The organism is Streptomyces iakyrus (assembly GCF_000717055.1).
Taxonomy (GTDB): Bacteria; Actinomycetota; Actinomycetes; order Streptomycetales; family Streptomycetaceae; genus Streptomyces; species Streptomyces iakyrus.
The window spans coordinates 260,449-279,765 of record NZ_JNXI01000016.1 but is presented as its reverse complement, the minus strand read 5'-3'; the positions used below and the strand labels follow the sequence as shown (position 1 = coordinate 279,765).

Sequence of the window (19,317 nt, the reverse complement as noted above, 5' to 3'; positions counted from 1 at the left end):
CCCTGCCCAAGGAGTAGACACCATGTCCCAACCGGAAACGGGCCAAGGCGCCTCCGTGCGCCGCGTGCTCGCGGTGATCCCCGCGCGCGGCGGCTCCAAGGGCGTGCCCGCGAAGAACCTCCTCCCCGTCGGCGGCGTCCCGCTGGTGGCGCGGACGGTGCGCGAGTGCCGCACGGCCCGGCTGGTGACTGACGTCGTGGTCTCCACCGACGACCAGGCCATCGCGGCCGCCGCCCGGGAGGCCGGCGCCGAGGTCGTGCTGCGGCCCGCCGCCATCGCCGGCGACACCGCCACCTCCGAGGCCGCCGTCCTGCACGCCATGGACGCCCACGAGGCCCTGCACGGGGCGGTCGTGGACGTGGTCCTGCTCGTGCAGTGCACCAGCCCGTTCATCGTCCGCGAGGACATCGACGGGGTCGCCGGCGCGATCGTCGAGAACGGCGCCGACACCGCCGTCACCGTCGCGCCCTTCCACGGGTTCGTCTGGCGCGACGCCGACGACGAGGTGGCCGCGGGCAGCGTCGCCGAGGCCGACGCGGCCATAGGCGGCGGCTACGGCGTCAACCACGACAAGTCCTTCCGGCCCCGCCGCCAGGACCGCCCGCAGGACCTGCTGGAGACCGGCGCCGCCTACGCCATGGAGGCGACCGGCTTCCGCAAGCACCAGCACCGCTTCTTCGGCCGCACCGAGCTCGTCCGCACGGACCCCGCGCGCGTGCTGGAGATCGACGACCCGCACGACCTCGCCCGCGCCCGGGCCCTCGCCCCGCTCTTCGACGCGGACCGGCCCGGCGCGCTCCCGACCGCCGACGACATCGACGCGGTCGTCCTCGACTTCGACGGCACCCAGACCGACGACCGGGTGCTCGTCGACTCCGACGGACGGGAGTTCGTCTCCGTGCACCGCGGGGACGGACTCGGCATCGCGGCCCTCCGCAGGAGCGGCCTGAAGATGCTGATCCTGTCCACGGAACAGAACCCTGTGGTCGCCGCCCGGGCCCGGAAGCTCAAGCTCCCGGTCCTGCACGGCATCGACCGCAAGGACCTCGCGCTGAAGCAGTGGTGCGAGGAGCAGGGCATCGCGCCGGAGCGCGTGCTCTACGTCGGCAACGACGTCAATGACCTCCCGTGCTTCGCCCTCGTGGGCTGGCCCGTGGCGGTCGCGAGCGCCCACGACGTCGTGCGCGGCGCCGCACGCGCGGTCACCACCGTCCCCGGTGGCGACGGCGCGATCCGAGAGATCGCCAGCTGGATCCTCGGCCCCTCTCTCGATTCCCTCACCAAGTAAGGACATCTCTGCCATGAGCACCAACTCCCGTATCCGCCGGTTCGGTTCGCGCGAGGTCGGCCCCGGCCGCCCGGTCTACGTCTGCGGCGAGATCGGCATCAACCACAACGGCGAGCTGGAGAACGCCTTCAAGCTGATCGACGCCGCCGCCGAGGCCGGCTGCGACGCCGTCAAGTTCCAGAAGCGCACCCCGGAGATCTGCACCCCGCGCGACCAGTGGGACATCGAGCGCGACACGCCCTGGGGCCGGATGACCTACATCGACTACCGCCACCGCGTGGAGTTCGGCGAGGACGAGTACCGCGCCATCGACGACTACTGCAAGTCCAAGAACATCGACTGGTTCGCCTCCCCGTGGGACACCGAGGCCGTCGCCTTCCTGGAGAAGTTCGACGTCCCCGCCCACAAGGTCGCCTCCGCCTCCCTCACGGACGACGAGCTGCTGCAGGCCCTGCGCGCCACCGGCCGCGCGGTGATCCTCTCCACCGGCATGTCGACGCCGAAGCAGATCCGCCACGCGGTCGAGGTCCTCGGCTCCGACAACATCCTCATGTGCCACGCCACGTCGACCTACCCGGCGAAGGCCGAGGAGCTCAACCTGCGGGTCATCAACACCCTCCAGCAGGAGTTCCCGAACGTCCCGATCGGCTACTCCGGCCACGAGACCGGCCTGCAGACCACCCTCGCCGCGGTCGCCCTGGGCGCCACCTTCGTCGAGCGCCACATCACCCTCGACCGCGCCATGTGGGGCTCGGACCAGGCCGCCTCCGTCGAGCCGCAGGGCCTGACCCGCCTCGTCCGCGACATCCGCACCATCGAGGCCTCCCTCGGCGACGGCGTCAAGAAGGTCTACGAGTCCGAGCTGGGCCCGATGAAGAAGCTGCGCCGCGTCACCGGCGTGGTCGCCGAGGCGGAGATCGCCACGGCGGCGGGCGAGCCGGTCGGCGTCTGAACGCACCACCCCCACAACCCCCCTTACGACGGGACGGCCCTACGCCGATGAGACCCCGCGCCGGGAACGCCGGCCCCCACACCCTCGCCTTCGTCGAGAGTCCGGTACAGCTGCTGAACGTGCTGGAGTGGGCGCACGCGCACGCGCCCGGCGTGGGGCTCACCCTCGTGGTGCTGTCGCCCCTCGACCCGATGACACGCGGCCAGCTGCGGCGGATGTCCGACCTGGCCCGCGACGAGGGGCATGAGGTCCGCTGGGAGGAAGCGCGTGGCGGTCCCCTGGCGCCCTTCCAGACCATCGGCGGCCTGACCGGCCTGCTCCGCAGGGCACGCCGCGTCGTCCTGGGGGACCCCTTCTCCCGCTACGTCCAGCTGCTGCTGACGATCACCCACGCCCGTGACCTGGTCGTCGTCGACGACGGCACGGCGACCATGGAGTTCGTCGGGCAGCTGGCCCGGGGCGAGCGGCTGGTGCGGTGGCACCGCAAGGGCGGCCGCCCCGGCCCCCGGGACGTGATCTTCGCGCCGGTGTCGGCCTCGGCCCGCCGCCGCCTGACCCCCTCCGGCAGCCGCCGCATCGAGATCTTCTCCTCCATGCCGATGGAGGAGACCCCGGCGGGGGTCACGGTCGGTGCCAACACCTTCGCCTGGACCCGGGCCCGCTTCGGCCCGCCCCGCATCACCAAGGGCGCCGACATGGTGGGCACGTCCCTGGTGGAGACCGGCGTGGTGGACGACGGCCGCTACCTTGAGGCCGTACGCGCCCTGGCGAAGACCCACGGCGCCACGCGCTACTTCGCCCACCGCCGCGAGAGCACCGACAAGCTCCACCGCCTCGCCGTCGAGACGGGCCTGGAGATCGTCCGGCCCGAGCTGCCCCTGGAACTGATCGCCCGCCGCGGTCCCATCGGCCGCACGATCCTCAGCTTCCCCTCCACGGTCGTCCACACCCTGCCCCTCGCCCTGTCCGGCACGGAGGTCCGCGTGGCGGTCTGCGACATCGACCCGGCCTGGCTGACCGAGAACGCCTCTCCCCGCGCCCAGGGCTTCCTGTCCGGCGTCACGGGCACGGCCCGGGACGTCCACCGCCTGTCTCCGACGGCTACACCGAAGCCGGCCGACCCCACGGAATCGGCGGGCACGGCGAGCTTCACAGCCCCACCGGGCCCGGCAGGTCTGACCGGCCCGGCCGCGACGCCCGGGGCCGCCGGCGCGGTGGCCGCGGGTTGAGGCGAGCCCGGCGGATCGGTCACAGCGGCCGACGGGCGGCCGGTGCCCGCACGCCGGGCTCTGGCGCCGTGCGGGCCCGGTGAACGCCCCGGGGCTTGGCCGTCCGGGGGCCGAGCGGATCCGACGAGACCGAAACCTGCCCGCGTTCCCGGCCTTGCCCGCACCGGTGCCGCGCGGTCGCCGTGGCCGGGGCCGGTCGCGTCGCGCGGATTCGTCCGGTCGCCGTCCCGCCCGGCACGTGCGGCCGCGGATGCGGAGCCGGCTCGCCTGCGTCGTGCCGTGGCCGGCGGTCAGCCGGAAGCTGCGTCGGTGACCTGCACCGGAGCTGCGGGCGCCTGGTCCGTGACAGGCGCGCCCGCCGGCACCGGTCGGCGCGCCAGGAGGAACGCGCGCGGCATCCTCTCCTCGCCCTGGGGCGCGCGCAGGACCCGGGCGTACATCTCCAGGCCCGCCGCTTCGAGGTGCGCGGCGACCGTGTCCGGAGTGCGCCAGTAGTAGTCGAGCGAGATCTCCCGGCCGTAGCGCTCGGCCAGGTGCTGGTGCCCGTCCTCGTCCCCGGACTGGAAGCCGAGCAGCACGGGCGCGCCCGGCAGCAGGACCCTGCGGAACCCGGCGAAGACGGACGGCAGGTGGTCGTCCGGCACATGGATGATCGAGTAGAGCGCGACGATGCCGCCCAGCGTCTCCTCCGGCAGGTCCAGCGCCGTCATGGAACCGACGTGGAAGCGCAGCTCCGGGTGCGCCCGGCGGGCCAGGGCCACCATGCGGGGCGAGGTGTCGACCCCGAACACCGGCAGCCCGGCCTCGTGCAGCCGCGCCGTCACGTACCCCGGGCCGCTGCCGACGTCCGCGACCGGTGGCCCGGCCGGGCCGAGCTCCCGGACCAGCTCCACGAAGGTCGTCAGCAGGGCCCGCTCCAGCGGTCTTCCGGCCAGGCTGTCGGGATGCTCGGCGGCGTAGGCCTCGGCGATGGCGTCGTACGAGGACTGCGTGGACCGTAAGAAATCGGGGGCGCGCACGGGGCGCAGACTAGCGGGGCGCTCGTCCGGCAGATGAACGAGCCCGTGTTCGCCGCGCAGAGCGTGGTATCCGTGGAGAGGATGGATGGATACCGGAGTCGTGACGCCGGTGTGGCCGAAGTCACACTCCGGGAGGTGGGCGGCCCGGTCCGGCCCAAAAAGCAGGCCAGTTTACCCATCTCACCTGATAGCTATGCGCCCGGCGGTCATATTTTCTTCCCCATTCGGGTTGAAGTTTTGTTGATCCAGGGTCGGTCGACCGCCTCGGCGCCCTACCCTTCAAAGGGTGAAGCCACTGATGTCACTGGAGTCCGAGGTCGATCTTCCCGGCGGAGCCGTTCTCCCCGGTGCGCTGCCCGACGCTCTGCGGGCCGAGCTCATCGCGTTCCGACGCGACATGCACATGCACCCGGAGCTCGGCAACCAGGAGTTCCGCACGACCGCCGCGATCAAGGAGCGGCTCGAGCGGGCCGGCCTCAAGCCGCGCGTCCTCGCCGTGGGGACCGGACTCGTCTGTGACATCGGCGTGGAGGGCGAGCAGTGGGACGGCGGACCCAGCATGCTCGCCCTGCGGGCCGACATCGACGGCCTGCCCATCCCGGACACCAAGACGGAGTGCCCGTACCGCTCGACCGTGCCCGACCGCGCGCACGCCTGCGGCCACGACGTGCACACCACCGTCGTCCTGGGCGCCGGCCTGGTCCTCGCCGAGCTGCACCGGCAGGGCGCGCTGCCCCGCCCCGTCCGGCTGATCTTCCAGCCCGCCGAGGAGGTGCTGCCCGGCGGCGCCGCCGACGCCATCAAGAGCGGGGCGCTGGAGGGCGTCGGCGCGATCATCGCCGTGCATTGCGACCCGCGCGTGGACGCCGGGAAGATCGGGCTGCGTGAGGGTCCCATCACCTCCGCCTGCGACCGGCTGGAGATCGGCCTCGACGGCCCGGGCGGCCACACCGCCCGCCCCCACCTCACGACCGACCTGGTCACCGCCGCGGCCCGCGTCGTCACCGACGTGCCCGCGCTGGTCGGCCGGCGCTTCGACAGCCGCAGCGGGCTCGCCATCACCTGGGGCCGCGTCGAGTCGGGCCACGCGCCGAACGTGATCCCGCAGCACGCCGAGCTCTCCGGCACGGTGCGCTGCCTCGACCTCGAGGCGTGGCGGCAGGCCCCCGACGTCGTGGTCGCGGCCATCGACGAGGTCGCCAACCTCCACCGCGCCAAGTCGGAGATCAACTACGTGCGCGGCGTCCCGCCGGTCGTCAACGAGCCCGGCATCACCGAACTGCTGCGCGAAGCCATGATCGCCCGGCGCGGCGTCGAGTCCGTCGAGGGCACCGAACAGAGCCTCGGCGGCGAGGACTTCTCCTGGTACCTGGAGCACGTCCCCGGCGCCATGGCCCGCTTGGGCGTCCGCACCCCCGGCGAACGCCACGTGCGCGACCTCCACCAGGGCGACTTCGACGTCGACGAGTCGGCCATCACGGTAGGCGTAGAACTCTTCACAGCAGCAGCCCTGGTCAACGGCCTCCGCTAGCCGCCCCTGTCTCGCGGGTACGGGGCCTCCCGACCTTCTTGGTCCGCGGGGGGCAGCCACAAACGCTCCCGCACACGGCCGACGGCCTGAAGCCCGCCCGGGGCCCGGCCGCAGGACCCTGCCCCTCTCCGGGCCCGGCGGAGACCAACCTTCCTGGGGGCGCGGGGAACTGCGCGACCAGCCACGACACCCCCGCACACGGCTGACGGCCTGAAGCCCGCCCGGGGCCCGGCCGCAGGACCCTGCCCCTCTCCGGGCCCGGCGGAGACCGACCCTCTTGGGGGCGCGGGGAACTGCGCGACCAGCCACGACACCCCCGCACACGACCGACGACCCCAACACCCCGGGCCAACCCGACGGCCCCCCACAACGCCCCCGGTTGCGAGCGGCGCAGCCTCACGGCAGCCTGGTGCCCGTGGCGAGGTAGACACGCGCCGTGTCCCCGAGTACACCTTTCGACCCTGTTCGATCCCGTGGTTCACAAGGGCGTAACCGGCCATCGGCACGAATGGATAACGGCCCCGCGGCGAACCGTTCCCAGGAGTGTCTACGCGCGTTAATGTGCGCCGAACCGAGCACCCACTGCGGGGCTTTGGAGAATGGGGAACTTCAGATGCGTCGGATTTCCAAACTGACCCGCGTCGCGGTGGGGGTCGCGTCGCTCGGGCTCGTCGCCACGGCCTGCGGCGGCACCAGCAGCGACAGCGGCGACAGCGACAGCAGCGAGCGCGGCGTCGCGATCGCGTACGACGTCGGCGGCAAGGGCGACCAGTCCTTCAACGACGCCGCCTACGCCGGCCTGACCAAGGCCAAGGACGAGTTCGGCTACAAGACGGCCGACATCGAGCCCACCGAGGGCGAGACGGACGCCGACAAGGAGCAGCGCCTGGCCTCCCTGGCCAAGCAGGGCTACAACCCGGTCATCGGCGTCGGGTTCGCCTACGCCCCGGCGATGAAGGCCGTCGCCTCCAAGTACCCGGACACCACCTTCGGCATCGTGGACTCCGTGGTCGAGGGCAAGAACGTCGCCTCCCTCGTCTTCGCCGAGGAGCAGGCCTCGTACCTCGCCGGTGTCGCGGCCGCCAAGGCCACGAAGACCGACGTCGTCGGCTTCGTGGGCGGCGTGGACATCCCGCTGATCCACAAGTTCGAGGCCGGCTACAAGCAGGGTGTCGAGGACACCAAGCCCGGCGTGCAGGTGCTGTCGCAGTACCTCACCCAGACCGCCGAGGAGGGCGGCTTCGCCAGCCCGGACAAGGGCAAGGCCGCCGCCGAGGGCCAGATCGAGAAGAAGGCCGACGTCCTCTACGCGGCCGCCGGCCTGTCCGGACAGGGCGTGATCGAGGCCGCCGCCAAGGCGAAGGTCTGGGCGATCGGCGTCGACTCCGACCAGTACAAGCAGGCCGCTCTGGCGCCGTACAAGAACTACATCCTCACGTCCGCGCTCAAGGACGTCGGCGGAGCGGTCTACGCGCTGTCCAAGTCGGTCCAGGACGACAAGCCGCTGACCGGCACCAAGACCTTCGACCTGAAGGTCAACGGCGTGGGCCTGTCCGAGTCGAACCCCGAGTTCGCCAAGGTCGCGGGTCTCAAGGAGGCCGTGGACAAGGCGAAGCAGGGCATCGACGACGGTTCCATCAAGGTGAAGACCGAGTAGGACCGCCCCCACGGGGCACGGGAGCGGGCGGACACCCAGGTGTCCGCCCGTTTCGTGTTTCCCGGGAGGCGGATCACCCAGCGCCACCCCCCGTTTGCGGTCGGCAACGCCCCGGCCAAGGCCCGGTGATGGCTTGGCCACGGGCGCATAACAAGGTGGACAGAAGGGGTTTTCAGGCAGGTCTACGCGCGTTAATCTGCGGCGAAGCCAGCGCTGAAGCTGAACCGTCCCGGCGCTGTGCGACCTCGTTGTACGACAGGAGCACCCACACATGCGCCGGATTTCCCGGATCACGGTCGCAGGCGCAGCGACCGCCTCCCTGGCCCTCGCGCTCTCCGCCTGCGGCGGCACCTCGACCTCCGCCGGGTCGTCGGACTCGAAGGGCGACAAGGGTCTCGCCATCGCCTACGACGTCGGCGGCAAGGGCGACCAGTCCTTCAACGACGCCGCGTACGCGGGCCTGGAGCAGGCGAAGAAGGAGTTCGGGTACCAGACGGCCGACGTGGAGCCCACCGAGGGCGAGACGGACGCCGACAAGGAGCAGCGCCTGGCCTCCCTGGCCAAGCAGGGCTACAACCCGGTCATCGGTGTCGGCTACGCGTACGCCTCGGCCGTGAAGGGTGCAGCCGAGAAGTTCCCGGACACCACCTTCGGCATCGTCGACGACTCCACGATCAACACCGAGAACGTGGCCGACCTGGTCTTCAACGAGGAGCAGGCCTCCTACCTGGCCGGTGTCGCCGCCGCCAAGACCAGCAAGACCAAGGTCGTCGGCTTCGTCGGCGGTGTGGACATCCCGCTGATCCACAAGTTCCAGGCGGGCTTCGCGCAGGGCGTGAAGGACACCGACCCGAAGGTCAAGGTGCTCTCCCAGTACCTCACCCAGACGGCCGAGGAGGGCGGTTTCGCCAGCCCCGACAAGGGCAAGACGGCTGCCGAGGGCCAGATCGAGAAGAAGGCCGACGTCGTCTACGCGGCCGCCGGCCTGTCCGGCCAGGGTGTCATCGAGGCCGCCGCCGCCAACAAGGTGTGGGCCATCGGTGTCGACTCCGACCAGTACCAGCAGGAAGCCCTCGCCAAGTACAAGGACTCCATCCTGACCTCGGCGATGAAGGACGTCGCCAAGGCGGTGTACAACCTGGCGAAGTCGGTCGAGGACGGCAAGCCCGAGACCGGTATCGTTCGTGGCGATCTGAAGACCGGCGAAGTGAGCCTGTCGAACTCCAACCCGAAGTTCGCGGACAACGCCGAGCTTCAGGCAGCCATCAAGACGGCCAAGGAGAAGATCATCAGCGGCGAGATCAAGGTCAAGAGCAGCTGACGAGCGACTGCCTCGAAGCAGGCGGTAACCCCCGGGGTTACGTCCGCTCGACGGGGTACGGGGAGCTGCTCCTCGTGCCCCGTTGCCGCGGGGCGTCGGCCCCTTTGTATGCCGTAGGGGCGCTACGCGCGTAGACGGCCCCCGTCCCCAGGAGAGTGCGCCATCAACGCGTCCAGCAGCCCTCCGGCCGGAGCGGCGGTCAACGAATCGGTGACCGCCGTCGAACTCGCCGGGATCACCAAGCGTTTCCCCGGTGTCGTGGCCAACCACGACATCCACCTCACCGTCCGCAAGGGCACCGTGCACGCCCTCGTCGGCGAGAACGGCGCCGGCAAGTCGACCCTGATGAAGATCCTCTACGGCATGCAGAAGCCGGACGAGGGCACCATCGCCGTGAGCGGCGAGCAGGTCAGCTTCTCCTCGCCGGCCGACGCCATCGTGCGCGGCATCGGCATGGTCCACCAGCACTTCATGCTCGCCGACAACCTCACGGTCCTGGAGAACGTGGTCCTCGGCAGCGAGAACCTCTACGGCATCGGCGCCAAGGCCCGCCGCAAGATCAAGGAGCTCTCCGAGCGCTACGGCCTCGGCGTCGAGCCGGACCTCCTCGTCGAGGAGCTCGGCGTCGCCGCCCGCCAGCGCGTGGAGATCCTCAAGGTCCTCTACCGCGGCGCCACCACCCTCATCCTCGACGAGCCGACCGCCGTGCTCGTGCCGCAGGAGGTCGACGCCCTCTTCGCCAACCTGCGCGAACTGCGCTCCGAGGGCCTGTCGGTCATCTTCATCTCCCACAAGCTCGGCGAGGTGCTCTCCGTCGCCGACGAGATCACCGTCATCCGCCGCGGCACCACCGTCGGCACGGCCGTCCCCGCCGAGACGACGCCCCGTCAGCTCGCCGAGATGATGGTCGGCAGCGAGCTGCCCACGCCCGAGACGGCCGAGTCCACGGTCACCGACCGCCCGGTCATCAGCGTCGACAAACTGCGCCTGGCGGCCCCCGGCGGCAAGGCCCTCCTCGACGACATCAGCTTCACCATCCACGCGGGCGAGGTCCTCGGCATCGCCGGCGTCGAGGGCAACGGCCAGACCGAGCTCGTCGACGCCCTCATCGGCCTGAGGTCCGCCGACACCGGCACCATCCGGCTCGCCGACGAGGAGATCACCTCCTGGCCCACCCGCCGCCGCCGCGAGCAGGGCATCGGCTACATCCCCGAGGACCGGCACCGCCACGGCCTCCTCCTGGAGGCACCCCTCTGGGAGAACCGCATCCTCGGCCACGTCACCGAGAAGCCGCTGGCCAAGGGCGTTTGGCTGGACCCGAAGGCGGCCCAGGAGGACACCCGGCGGATCGTCACGGAGTACGACGTCCGCACCCCCGGCATCGACGTCACCGCCGCCTCCCTGTCCGGCGGCAACCAGCAGAAGCTGATCGTCGGCCGCGAGATGAGCCACAAGCCGCGCTTCCTCATCGCCGCACACCCCACCCGGGGCGTGGACGTCGGCGCCCAGGCCGCCATCTGGGACCACATCCGCGAGGCGCGCCGCGAGGGCCTGGCCGTGCTGCTGATCTCCGCCGACCTGGACGAGCTGATCGGCCTGTCCGACACGCTGCGCGTGATCTACAACGGCAAGCTGGTCGCGGACGCCGACCCGGCCACCATCACCCCCGAGGAGCTCGGCTCGGCCATGACCGGTGCCGCCACCGGGCACCTGGAGCACGACGACACCCCCGAGATCTCGAAGGCCGACGCCCCCGAGTCTCCGGAAGACGAGGCCCGCTGATGAAGAAGTTCGACAAGGAGCGCGTGCTCCTCGCGGTGGCCGGACCGGTCATCGCGCTGGCCGTGGCCTTCGTCCTGAGCGCGATCGTGCTGCTCGCGTCGGGCAAGAGCCCCTTCGAACCGTTCGCCCTGATGTTCGAGCAGCTCGGCTTCTCCGACATCCAGGTCCTGATCATCAACCAGGCCTCGATGTACTACATCGCGGCCCTCGCCGTGGCCATCGGCTTCCGGATGAACCTGTTCAACATCGGCGTCGACGGCCAGTACCAGCTCGGCGCCATGATGGCCGCCATCGTCGGCGCCCACGTGAACACGCCCGCCGCGATCCAGGTCCCGCTGCTGCTCCTGACGGCCGTCCTCACCGGCGCCTTCTGGTCCGGCATCGCCGGTGTCCTCAAGGTCACCCGCGGCGTCAGCGAGGTCGTCGCCACGATCATGCTCAACGCGATCGCCACCTCCGTGATCGCCTACCTGTGGCTGCCGGACGTCTTCGGCGTGAAGGTCGGCAACAACAACACCACCGGCGAGATGTACGAGTCCGGCTGGATCCCCGGCATCCCCATGGGCGCGGCCGGCGAGATCTACGGCCTGGTGCTGCTCGCCGTGCTGCTCGGCATCGGCTACTGGGTCGTCCTCAACCGCACCCGCTTCGGCTTCGACCTGCGCGCCTCCGGCGCCTCGCAGACCGCCGCCGCGGCCAGCGGTGTGGACCCCAAGCGCATGGTGCTCAGCGCCATGCTGATCTCCGGCGGCATCGCGGGCCTCGCCGGCCTGCCGATCCTGCTCGGCGACACCCACACCTACAGCCTGAACTTCCCCACCGGCATCGGCTTCCTCGGCATCGGCATCGCCCTGCTGGGCCGCAACAGCCCCGTCGGCATCGCCTTCGCCGCCCTGCTGTGGGCCTGGCTCGACAAGGCCTCGCCCGAGCTCGACTTCCACGGCTACGACAAGGAGATCGCGGTCATCATGCAGGGCCTGATCGTGCTCTCGGTCGTCGTCTCCTACGAGGCCGTCCGCGAATGGGGCCTGCGCCGCCAGCAGCGCCGCGTCGGTGCCGAACTCGCCGCCGGTCACGTCCTCGGCGCCCAGAACACGAAGGAGGTGGCTGGCCGATGACCACCGCGACCGACGTCAACCAGCCCTCGCTGCAGCCCGCGGCGCCGACCGGCCGACGCCTGTCGTGGCCCGTCCTGCTGCTCATCATCGCCGGAGGCCTGGCACTCACCTCGATCGTCCGCATTATCACGGGCGCCGACGGCATCACCAACGTCAGCCAGATGTCCACCGCGCTCCAGCTCGCCGTGCCGATCGGCCTCGCCGGTCTCGGCGGTCTGTGGGCCGAGCGCGCGGGCGTGGTCAACATCGGCCTCGAAGGCATGATGATCCTCGGCACCTGGTTCGGCGCCTGGGCCGGCTTCCAGTGGGGGCCGTGGACCGGTGTCCTGGTGGGCATCGCCGGCGGTGCGATCGGCGGTCTGCTGCACGCCTTCGTCACCGTCACCTTCAACGTCAATCACATCGTCTCCGGTGTGGCCATCAACATCCTTGCCCTCGGCGCCACCCGCTACCTCGCGCCCCTCGCCTTCGAGGGCCACACCGGCGGCTCCGCCAAGCAGTCCCCGGCGGTGGAATCCCTCGGGAACTTCACGGTGCCCGGACTGTCCGACGCCCTGCGGGACCTCAACGCCCAGGGCTGGTTCCTGATCTCGGACATCGCCGGCCTGCTCGGCGGCCTGGTCACCAACGTGTCCTGGCTGACGCTGATCGCCGTCGCGCTGATCCCCGCCACCTGGTGGATCCTGTGGCGCACCGCCTTCGGCCTGCGCCTGCGCTCCTGCGGCGAGAACCCGGTGGCCGCCGAGTCCCTGGGCGTCAACGTCTACAAGTACAAGTACATCGCCGTCGTCATCTCCGGCGGTCTGGCCGGACTCGGCGGCGTCTTCCTGTCCATCGTGGCCAACCCCTTCTACCTGGAGGGTCAGGTCAGCGGACGCGGCTTCATCGGCCTCGCGGCGATGATCTTCGGCAACTGGATGCCGGGCGGCCTCGCCCTCGGCGCGGGCCTGTTCGGTTACACCGACAGCCTCAACCTGCGCGGCGGCTCCGCCAACGTCCACGCCCTGCTGCTGCTCGGCGCGCTGCTGCTGATCATCGGCGCCGTCTGGCTGGCCGTCCGCAAGAAGTACGTCCCGGCCGTGTGCACGCTGGTCGCCGGCGCCCTGGTGTTCGCCTGGTACGCGACCACCGACGAGGTCCCGAACCAGGTCGTCTCCGCCACGCCGTACGTCATCACCCTCGTCGTCCTCGCCATGTCCGCCCAGCGGCTGAGGATGCCGAAGGCCGACGGGCTGCCGTACCGGAAGGGGCAGGGCAAGTGACCGACGCCGGTCCCGCCGTCGACTGGGAGAAGCTGCGTGCGGTGGCCCGGGACGCCATGTCCCGGGCGTACGCCCCCTACTCCGGCTACCCGGTCGGCGTGGCCGCCCTGGTAGACGACGGGCGCATCGTCTCCGGCTGCAACGTCGAGAACGCCTCGTACGGACTCGGCCTGTGCGCCGAGTGCGGTCTGGTGTCGGAGCTGCACAACACCGGCGGCGGCCGGCTGACGCACTTCACCTGCGTCGACCGCAACGGCGACACACTCGTCCCGTGCGGCCGCTGCCGCCAGCTGCTCCACGAGTTCGGCGGCCCGGACCTCCTGCTGGAGACCCCGGCGGGGATCCTGCCGCTGTCGGCGATGCTGCCCCAGGCCTTCGGCCCGGACCACCTCAGCAAGTAACCCCCGTGCGGCCCCTCTGAGTTGCTCATGCGACCGGCTCAGAGGGGCCGTGCGGCTTCTGGAACCCTCGGAAGGAAGCCAAGCCATGGCCATGGACGTCATCTCCGTCATCCGCACCAAGCGGGACCGCGGTGAACTCAGCGACGCGCAGATCGACTGGGTCATCGACGCGTACACCCGCGGGGAGGTCGCCGACGAGCAGATGTCCGCCCTCGCCATGGCGATCCTGCTGAACGGCATGAACCGCCGCGAGATCGCCCGCTGGACGGCCGCGATGATCGCCTCCGGCGAGCGCATGGACTTCTCGTCCCTGTCCCGCCCGACCGCCGACAAGCACTCCACGGGCGGCGTCGGCGACAAGATCACGCTGCCGCTGGCCCCCCTGGTCGCCGCCTGCGGCGCGGCCGTCCCGCAGCTGTCCGGCCGCGGCCTCGGCCACACCGGCGGCACCCTCGACAAGCTGGAGTCGATCCCCGGCTGGCGCGCGCTGCTGTCCAACGAGGAGATGCTGAACGTCCTCGACACCACGGGCGCGGTCATCTGCGCCGCCGGCGACGGCCTGGCCCCCGCAGACAAGAAGCTCTACGCCCTCCGGGACGTCACCGGCACGGTCGAGGCCATCCCGCTGATCGCCTCCTCGATCATGTCCAAGAAGATCGCCGAGGGCACGGGCTCGCTGGTCCTGGACGTGAAGGTCGGCACCGGCGCCTTCATGAAGACCATCGAGGACGCCCGCGAACTGGCCTCCACGATGGTCGGCCTGGGCACCGACCACGGCGTCAAGACCGTCGCGCTCCTCACGGACATGGCCACGCCCCTCGGCCTGACCGCCGGAAACGCCCTGGAGGTCCGCGAGTCGGTGGAGGTCCTGGCGGGCGGCGGCCCGGCGGACGTGGTCGAGCTGACGGTCGCCCTGGCCCGCGAGATGCTGGACGCGGCCGGGGTGAAGGACGCCGACCCGGCGAAGGCCCTGGCCGACGGCTCGGCGATGGACGTCTGGCGCCGCATGATCGCGGCCCAGGGCGGTGATCCGGACGCGGCGCTGCCGGTGGCCCGCGAGCAGCACGTGATCAAGGCCCCGGCCTCCGGCGTCCTGACCCGCCTCGACGCCTACGGCATCGGCGTCGCGGCCTGGCGCCTCGGCGCGGGCCGTGCCCGCAAGGAGGACCCGGTCCAGGCGGGCGCCGGCGTCGAGATGCACGCCAAGCCGGGCGACACGGTCACGGAGGGCCAGCCTCTCCTGACCCTCCACACGGACACCCCGGACCGCTTCGACTACGCCCTCCAGGCGGTCGAGGGCTCCTACGACATCGCAGCGCCCGGGACGGCCTTCACGGCGTCGCCGGTGGTGCTGGAACGAATCGCCTGACCTGGGGTTTTCTCGTTCGGGTGAACGGGACTGGTGGACCCGCACCAGTCCCGTTCGGCATGCTGGGATCGGTGACGCACCGATAGGAGACCGCCATGAGCGCACTCACCGTGAGCCAGGACCCCGACCAGAACTGGGACGACCTCGTCCGGTTCTGGGAGGAGATGGAATGGCCCGAGGGCAGCAAGGTGGAGATCATCGAGGGGATCATCACCGTGTCACCTGCTCCCGCGTCCCGCCACAACGTGATCGCGGCCCGCATTCAGCGCCGCCTGTACTCCGCCATCCCCGAAGACTGGGAGATCTTCCAGACGATGGCGATCGCTGTGCCGTCGCGTCTGGGCATGTTCATCCCGGACCTGCTCGTGGCGCCCGTGCAGGAGTGCGCGGAGGCGGACTCCCACATCCCGGCAGCCCTGGCCGAACTCGTCGTCGAGGTGACTTCCAAGTCCAACGCCCGTCACGACCGCGTCAGCAAGCCCGCCGCCTACGCTGCCGCCGGGATCCCGCTCTACCTCCTCGTCGATCGCTGGGCTCCCGGAGGCCCCACCGTGACGCTCTACGGGGAGTCGAAGGGTGATGTCTACCGCGTTCTGAGCGCCGTGAAGTTCGGTGACCCCATCAAGCTGCCGGACCCGTTCGACGTGACGATCGACACCAGTGAGTTTCCGGTCGACTGACCGTCACCCCAAGACCGCCGCGACCACCACCAGCACCGGCACCGCCAGCACCGTCGACAGCAGGATCGCCTCCCTCGCCAGCACCTCGCCCACCCGGTAGCTGCTCGCGTACGTGAACAGGTTCTGGGCGGCCGGCAGCGCCGAGGTCACCACCACGTCGAGCAGGGCCGCCCCGTGGAGACCGAAGACGCCCGTTGCGAGGGCCCAGGCGGCCAGAGGCTGGACGACCGACTTGAGGGCCACGGCGAGCAGCACCGGGGCCCGTTCCGCACCGCGCAGCGGGAGCGTGCTGCCGCGCAGGGAGATGCCGAAGGCCAGCAGCACGGCGGGCACCGACATGTTGCCGATCAGGGTCAGGGGATCCATCAGCGGACCCGGCACCGTGCGGCCCGACGCCGAGACCGCCACACCCGCCAGGGAACCCAGCGCTATCGGATTGCGCAGCGGCGTGAGCAGCCGCTGCCACAGGGGCCGCTGACGACCGCCGGTCGCCAGGTCCAGGACCGTCAGCGCCACCGGTGTGACACCGACCAGCTGGAACAGCAGCACCGGCGCCACCAGGGACGCGTCACCCAGCACGTACACGGCGATCGGGATGCCCAGGTTCCCGGAGTTGACATAGCTGGAGCACAGGGCGCCGATCGTCGTCCGGCCCACGCCCCAGCCGCGCACCGCCCCCACCGCCACGAAGATCCCCGCCGCCGCTGCCGTGCTCATCGCCGTGACCAGCAGCCGGTCGGAGAAGATCACGGACAGGTCGGCCTGCGCGAGGGTCGTGAAGAGCAACGCCGGCGACGCCACGTGGAAGGCGAGCTTCGTCAGGACCTCACGGCCGCCGTCGCCCAGATACCCCCGCCGGCCGATCAGATAGCCGACGCCGATGACGACGGCGATCACCGCGAACCCGCTCAGCACCCCCTGCACGGTGCCTCCCCACCGGCGACGAGGGCACAGGGCAGCGCGGCAGAGCCGGATCGGTGGGGCATGCATCCAACCCTCCGGGGAAGGCGCTGCCCGGGTCAATGTGATCCTTACGGCGCCGACAGGACGGACCGCCGCGATGAGTTACCGCCCCCCGCCCGGTCTACCGATCGTGGACGCCATGACACCGCCCGTGCTCGTACTGCCCGGCCCCGTCACCCGGGACGAGGTGAGGGGGCTCAGCGACGATGTGCGGGCACTGCTGCACGGCAGCGGTGCCCGGGTCGTGGTGTGTGATGTCGCGGGCCTGGGGCCGCCGGGCCTCGCCGCCGTCGACCTGCTGGCGCGGCTCCAGCTGGCCGCCCGCCGCGCCGGGGGGCGGATACGGCTGCGCGACCCCGACCCGGCCCTACGCGCCCTGCTCGACCTGGTCGGTCTCCGCTTCGAGGTGGAGGGGGAGGTCGAAGAGCGGGAACCAGCGCTGGGTGTCGAGGAAGCAGTGGAACCCGGTGATCCGGCCGTCTGAGATCTCCAGCACCTGGACCGCCCACGGCGTGAAGCCGCCCTTCTCGGGGTCCGGCTTGTACTGGGCGAAGCCCGGCAGGCCGTTGACCTGGACGGGCACCAGCCGGGAGCCCGCGCAGGGCGCGCCGAGGGTGGTCATGAAGCCGGTGATGTCGCGCGTGCCGGTCAGCCACAGGTCGAACGGCGGCATCGTCATGACCGCGTCCTCGTGCAGCAGCGCCGTCAGCGCCGTCATGTCGTAGCCCTCGAAGGCCGCCACATAGCGGTCCAGCAGCTTCTGCTGGTCCTCGTCCAGCGGATCGGAAACCGCCGCCTCGGCGCCCGGCTCCTGCCGCTCGGCGAGGGTGGCGCGGGCCCGCTGGAGGGCGCTGTTCACCGACGCCACCGAGGTGTCCAGCAGCTCGGCGACCTCACTGGCCTTCCAGGCGAGGACCTCGCGCAGGATCAGCACGGCCCGCTGCTTGGCCGGGAGCTTCTGCAGGGCGGCCATGAACGCGAGCCGCACGGACTCCTTGGCGATCGCCGCTTCCGCCGGGTCACCGGTGGTGGGCAGCACACGGGCGTCCGGCATGGGCTCCAGCCAGGTGTTGTCCGGTCGGGGGGAGAGGGCGGCCTGGGCGAGCGGGGTGGACTCGGTCAGGTCCATGGGCCGGGCACGCTTGTTGCCGGCGGTCAGCATGTCCAGGCATACGTTGGTCGCGATGCGGTAGAGCCAGGAGCGCAGGCTGGAGCGGCCCTCGAACTTGTCGTAGCTGCGCCAGGCGCGGACCATCGTGTCCTGCACCGCGTCCTCCGCCTCGAAGGAGGAGCCGAGCATCCGGTAGCAGTACCCCGTCAGCTCCGTCCGGTGTGCCTCCAGCCTGCTGTCCAGGTCCGTCGGTGCCGCCGTGCCGTTCGCCATCTCCACCCACCCCTGTGGACGTTCTGTTCACGCGCCTTCGCGCCCCAGCACTTCGGAAGCTACCGCAGCCCACTGACAACGGCCCCCCGAGCGCACAAAGGCGCAGGTGGAAGCAGGTGATCCAAGACCGGCCGGACCGGCCCACAGGGTCTTCACGCGAGCTCCTTGACCGACATGAGCAGATGCCGGTGCTCCCCGGCCGCCGCGCCCGCACCCTCCTCCCCGTCGCCCGGCACCGCGTGCAGCAGCGCCCGCTGCCCCGCCCCGAGCAGTTCCAGCCGCACCCGCGGGCTCTCGAAGGACGTCAGGGCGTCCAGCAGGTAGGCCGGGTTGAACGCGACCGCCATCTCGTCGGCGCCGGTCAGCGTGGCGGGCAGCCGCTGGGCCGCCACGTCGTCGCCGTAGCCGGCGCGCAGCCGTACGGATCCGCCGGCCGAGAAGTCCAGTCGCACGGGGCTGTTCGCCTCCGCCACCACCGCGACCCGCCGCACCGCCTCCACGAGGTCCTCTCGCGCCACCTCGGCGACCGCGGCCCCCGCCATGGCGAACAGCGACGTGTACGCCGGCAGCCGCCCGTCCAGCAGCCGCAGCGCGGTCCGCGTCCGCCCGCCCTCGAAGCCGACAAGACCCCCGCCGCCGCCCGGCTCCCACCCGATCCGAACGTCCCCGTCGCGCCCCAGCGACCGCGCCACGTCCAGCAGCCGCCGCGCCGGCAGCAGCGTCTCCACGACCCCCTCACCGGCGGCCGCCCCCGGCTTCCACTCCAGCCGCCGCACCGCGTACCGGTAGCGGTCCGAGGCCGACAGGGTCATCTCCCCGCCGACGAGGCGCAGTTGCACGCCCGTCAGCAGCGGCAGCGTGTCGTCGCGGCCGGCGGCGACCGCCACCTGGGCGACGGCGGTCGCGAAGGCGGCGGCGTCGACGGTGCCGTAGGTCGCGGGCGGCCCGGGCGGCGACGGGTACTCCGCGAGCGGCAGCGTCGACAGTCCGAAGCGCGTACCGTCCGCCTCCACCGTGAACCGCGAGCCCTCCAGCACACAGCCCACCGGCCCGTCCGGCAGCACCCGGCAGACGTCCAGCAGCCGCCGCCCCAGGACGAGCACCCGCCCGGGGCTGGAGACCTCCGCGTCGGCCTCCACCCGGACCGCCGCCTCGAAGTCGAACCCCGTCACGGCCAGCCGCCCCGCGCCCGCCTCCAGCAGCAGCCCGCCCAGTACCGGCACCGGTGTCCGCCCGGGCAGCGCGCGGGCCGCCCGGCCCACGGCATCGGCGAACTCCGTACGGTCGATGCGGAACTCCATGAAAAATCCCCCTGCTCGGAACCGGTGATCAGCCGGCGCGGACGTTATCCGCACCCACTG

At 71.4% G+C, this 19,317-nt stretch carries 17 protein-coding genes; 13 read left to right on the top strand and 4 right to left on the bottom strand.

What is annotated here, in order from left to right; translation table 11 throughout:
* The first annotated feature begins 22 nt into the window (after positions 1 to 22).
* The 3 genes from OO68_RS25925 to OO68_RS25915 are packed head-to-tail and all read left to right on the top strand — an operon-like array spanning position 23 to position 3,469.
* Entirely contained in the window at positions 23 to 1,288 is a 1,266-nt protein-coding gene (locus OO68_RS25925) for an N-acylneuraminate cytidylyltransferase (protein ID WP_033311402.1), read from the top strand.
* Between the two features lie 13 nt (positions 1,289 to 1,301).
* On the top strand, positions 1,302 to 2,240 hold the full coding sequence (locus OO68_RS25920) for an N-acetylneuraminate synthase family protein (RefSeq protein ID WP_033311401.1): 939 nt from the start codon (positions 1,302 to 1,304) through the stop codon (positions 2,238 to 2,240).
* Between the two features lie 47 nt (positions 2,241 to 2,287).
* Positions 2,288 to 3,469, top strand: coding sequence for a ferritin family protein (locus tag OO68_RS25915; protein ID WP_033311400.1), 1,182 nt, complete (start codon positions 2,288 to 2,290; stop codon positions 3,467 to 3,469).
* 290 nt (positions 3,470 to 3,759) lie between these two features.
* Here the strand turns inward: OO68_RS25915 and OO68_RS25910 are convergent, their stop codons facing one another.
* A complete protein-coding gene (locus OO68_RS25910; RefSeq protein WP_078625449.1) occupies positions 3,760 to 4,488 on the bottom strand; it encodes a class I SAM-dependent DNA methyltransferase in 729 nt (242 codons plus the stop codon).
* Positions 4,489 to 4,786: 298 nt separating this feature from the next.
* Between OO68_RS25910 and OO68_RS25905 the strand changes: the two genes are divergently transcribed.
* From OO68_RS25905 to OO68_RS25865, 9 genes are all read left to right on the top strand, one after another.
* Positions 4,787 to 6,019: a M20 family metallopeptidase gene (locus OO68_RS25905; protein ID WP_033311398.1), complete on the top strand. Its 1,233-nt coding sequence runs from the start codon at positions 4,787 to 4,789 to the stop codon at positions 6,017 to 6,019.
* A gap of 613 nt (positions 6,020 to 6,632) precedes the next feature.
* Positions 6,633 to 7,676, top strand: a complete 1,044-nt coding sequence (locus tag OO68_RS25900) for a BMP family lipoprotein (RefSeq protein WP_033311397.1) — start codon at positions 6,633 to 6,635, stop codon at positions 7,674 to 7,676.
* A gap of 271 nt (positions 7,677 to 7,947) precedes the next feature.
* On the top strand, positions 7,948 to 8,997 hold the full coding sequence (locus OO68_RS25895) for a BMP family lipoprotein (RefSeq protein WP_033311396.1): 1,050 nt from the start codon (positions 7,948 to 7,950) through the stop codon (positions 8,995 to 8,997).
* 210 nt (positions 8,998 to 9,207) lie between these two features.
* On the top strand, positions 9,208 to 10,779 hold the full coding sequence (locus OO68_RS25890) for an ABC transporter ATP-binding protein (protein WP_033311395.1): 1,572 nt from the start codon (positions 9,208 to 9,210) through the stop codon (positions 10,777 to 10,779).
* Positions 10,779 to 11,897, top strand: coding sequence for an ABC transporter permease (locus OO68_RS25885; protein WP_033311394.1), 1,119 nt, complete (start codon positions 10,779 to 10,781; stop codon positions 11,895 to 11,897). Before OO68_RS25890 ends, OO68_RS25885 begins: the two co-directional genes overlap by 1 nt.
* Positions 11,894 to 13,159: an ABC transporter permease gene (locus OO68_RS25880; protein ID WP_033311392.1), complete on the top strand. Its 1,266-nt coding sequence runs from the start codon at positions 11,894 to 11,896 to the stop codon at positions 13,157 to 13,159. The genes OO68_RS25885 and OO68_RS25880 overlap by 4 nt, the downstream gene beginning before the upstream one ends.
* A complete protein-coding gene (locus OO68_RS25875) occupies positions 13,156 to 13,560 on the top strand; it encodes a cytidine deaminase (protein WP_033311390.1) in 405 nt (134 codons plus the stop codon). Before OO68_RS25880 ends, OO68_RS25875 begins: the two co-directional genes overlap by 4 nt.
* 85 nt (positions 13,561 to 13,645) lie before the next feature.
* Positions 13,646 to 14,929, top strand: coding sequence for a thymidine phosphorylase (locus OO68_RS25870; protein WP_033311388.1), 1,284 nt, complete (start codon positions 13,646 to 13,648; stop codon positions 14,927 to 14,929).
* A 95-nt stretch (positions 14,930 to 15,024) separates the two neighbouring features.
* Positions 15,025 to 15,609 (top strand): Uma2 family endonuclease, encoded by a 585-nt coding sequence (locus OO68_RS25865; protein WP_033311386.1) that lies wholly within the window; start codon positions 15,025 to 15,027, stop codon positions 15,607 to 15,609.
* Positions 15,610 to 15,612: 3 nt separating this feature from the next.
* Here the strand turns inward: OO68_RS25865 and OO68_RS25860 are convergent, their stop codons facing one another.
* Positions 15,613 to 16,533: an AEC family transporter gene (locus OO68_RS25860; RefSeq protein WP_033311384.1), complete on the bottom strand. Its 921-nt coding sequence runs from the start codon at positions 16,531 to 16,533 to the stop codon at positions 15,613 to 15,615.
* Positions 16,534 to 16,669: 136 nt separating this feature from the next.
* On the opposite strand from OO68_RS25860, the gene OO68_RS44375 reads away from it, so the two are divergent.
* Positions 16,670 to 17,056, top strand: a complete 387-nt coding sequence (locus tag OO68_RS44375; RefSeq protein ID WP_157852752.1) for an STAS domain-containing protein — start codon at positions 16,670 to 16,672, stop codon at positions 17,054 to 17,056.
* On the opposite strand, the gene OO68_RS25855 is transcribed toward OO68_RS44375, so the two are convergent.
* Both OO68_RS25855 and dnaN read right to left on the bottom strand, forming a co-directional pair.
* On the bottom strand, positions 16,940 to 17,956 hold the full coding sequence (locus OO68_RS25855; RefSeq protein WP_033311382.1) for a sigma-70 family RNA polymerase sigma factor: 1,017 nt from the start codon (positions 17,954 to 17,956) through the stop codon (positions 16,940 to 16,942). The genes OO68_RS44375 and OO68_RS25855 overlap by 117 nt on opposite strands.
* Positions 17,957 to 18,108: 152 nt before the next feature.
* Complete coding sequence (gene dnaN, locus OO68_RS25850; RefSeq protein ID WP_033311380.1) at positions 18,109 to 19,257, bottom strand: DNA polymerase III subunit beta; 1,149 nt, start codon at positions 19,255 to 19,257, stop codon at positions 18,109 to 18,111.
* Positions 19,258 to 19,317: the final 60 nt, after the last annotated feature.

Coding starts and splice junctions, on each gene's coding strand:
- OO68_RS25925 (WP_033311402.1), top strand. CDS start 23: ATGTCCCAACCGGAAACGGGCCAAGGCGCCTCCGTGCGCCGCGTGCTC.
- OO68_RS25920 (WP_033311401.1), top strand. CDS start 1,302: ATGAGCACCAACTCCCGTATCCGCCGGTTCGGTTCGCGCGAGGTCGGC.
- OO68_RS25915 (WP_033311400.1), top strand. CDS start 2,288: ATGAGACCCCGCGCCGGGAACGCCGGCCCCCACACCCTCGCCTTCGTC.
- OO68_RS25905 (WP_033311398.1), top strand. CDS start 4,787: ATGTCACTGGAGTCCGAGGTCGATCTTCCCGGCGGAGCCGTTCTCCCC.
- OO68_RS25900 (WP_033311397.1), top strand. CDS start 6,633: ATGCGTCGGATTTCCAAACTGACCCGCGTCGCGGTGGGGGTCGCGTCG.
- OO68_RS25895 (WP_033311396.1), top strand. CDS start 7,948: ATGCGCCGGATTTCCCGGATCACGGTCGCAGGCGCAGCGACCGCCTCC.
- OO68_RS25885 (WP_033311394.1), top strand. CDS start 10,779: ATGAAGAAGTTCGACAAGGAGCGCGTGCTCCTCGCGGTGGCCGGACCG.
- OO68_RS25880 (WP_033311392.1), top strand. CDS start 11,894: ATGACCACCGCGACCGACGTCAACCAGCCCTCGCTGCAGCCCGCGGCG.
- OO68_RS25870 (WP_033311388.1), top strand. CDS start 13,646: ATGGCCATGGACGTCATCTCCGTCATCCGCACCAAGCGGGACCGCGGT.
- OO68_RS25865 (WP_033311386.1), top strand. CDS start 15,025: ATGAGCGCACTCACCGTGAGCCAGGACCCCGACCAGAACTGGGACGAC.
- OO68_RS44375 (WP_157852752.1), top strand. CDS start 16,670: ATGAGTTACCGCCCCCCGCCCGGTCTACCGATCGTGGACGCCATGACA.
- OO68_RS25855 (WP_033311382.1), bottom strand. CDS start 17,956: ATGGCGAACGGCACGGCGGCACCGACGGACCTGGACAGCAGGCTGGAG.
- dnaN (WP_033311380.1), bottom strand. CDS start 19,257: ATGGAGTTCCGCATCGACCGTACGGAGTTCGCCGATGCCGTGGGCCGG.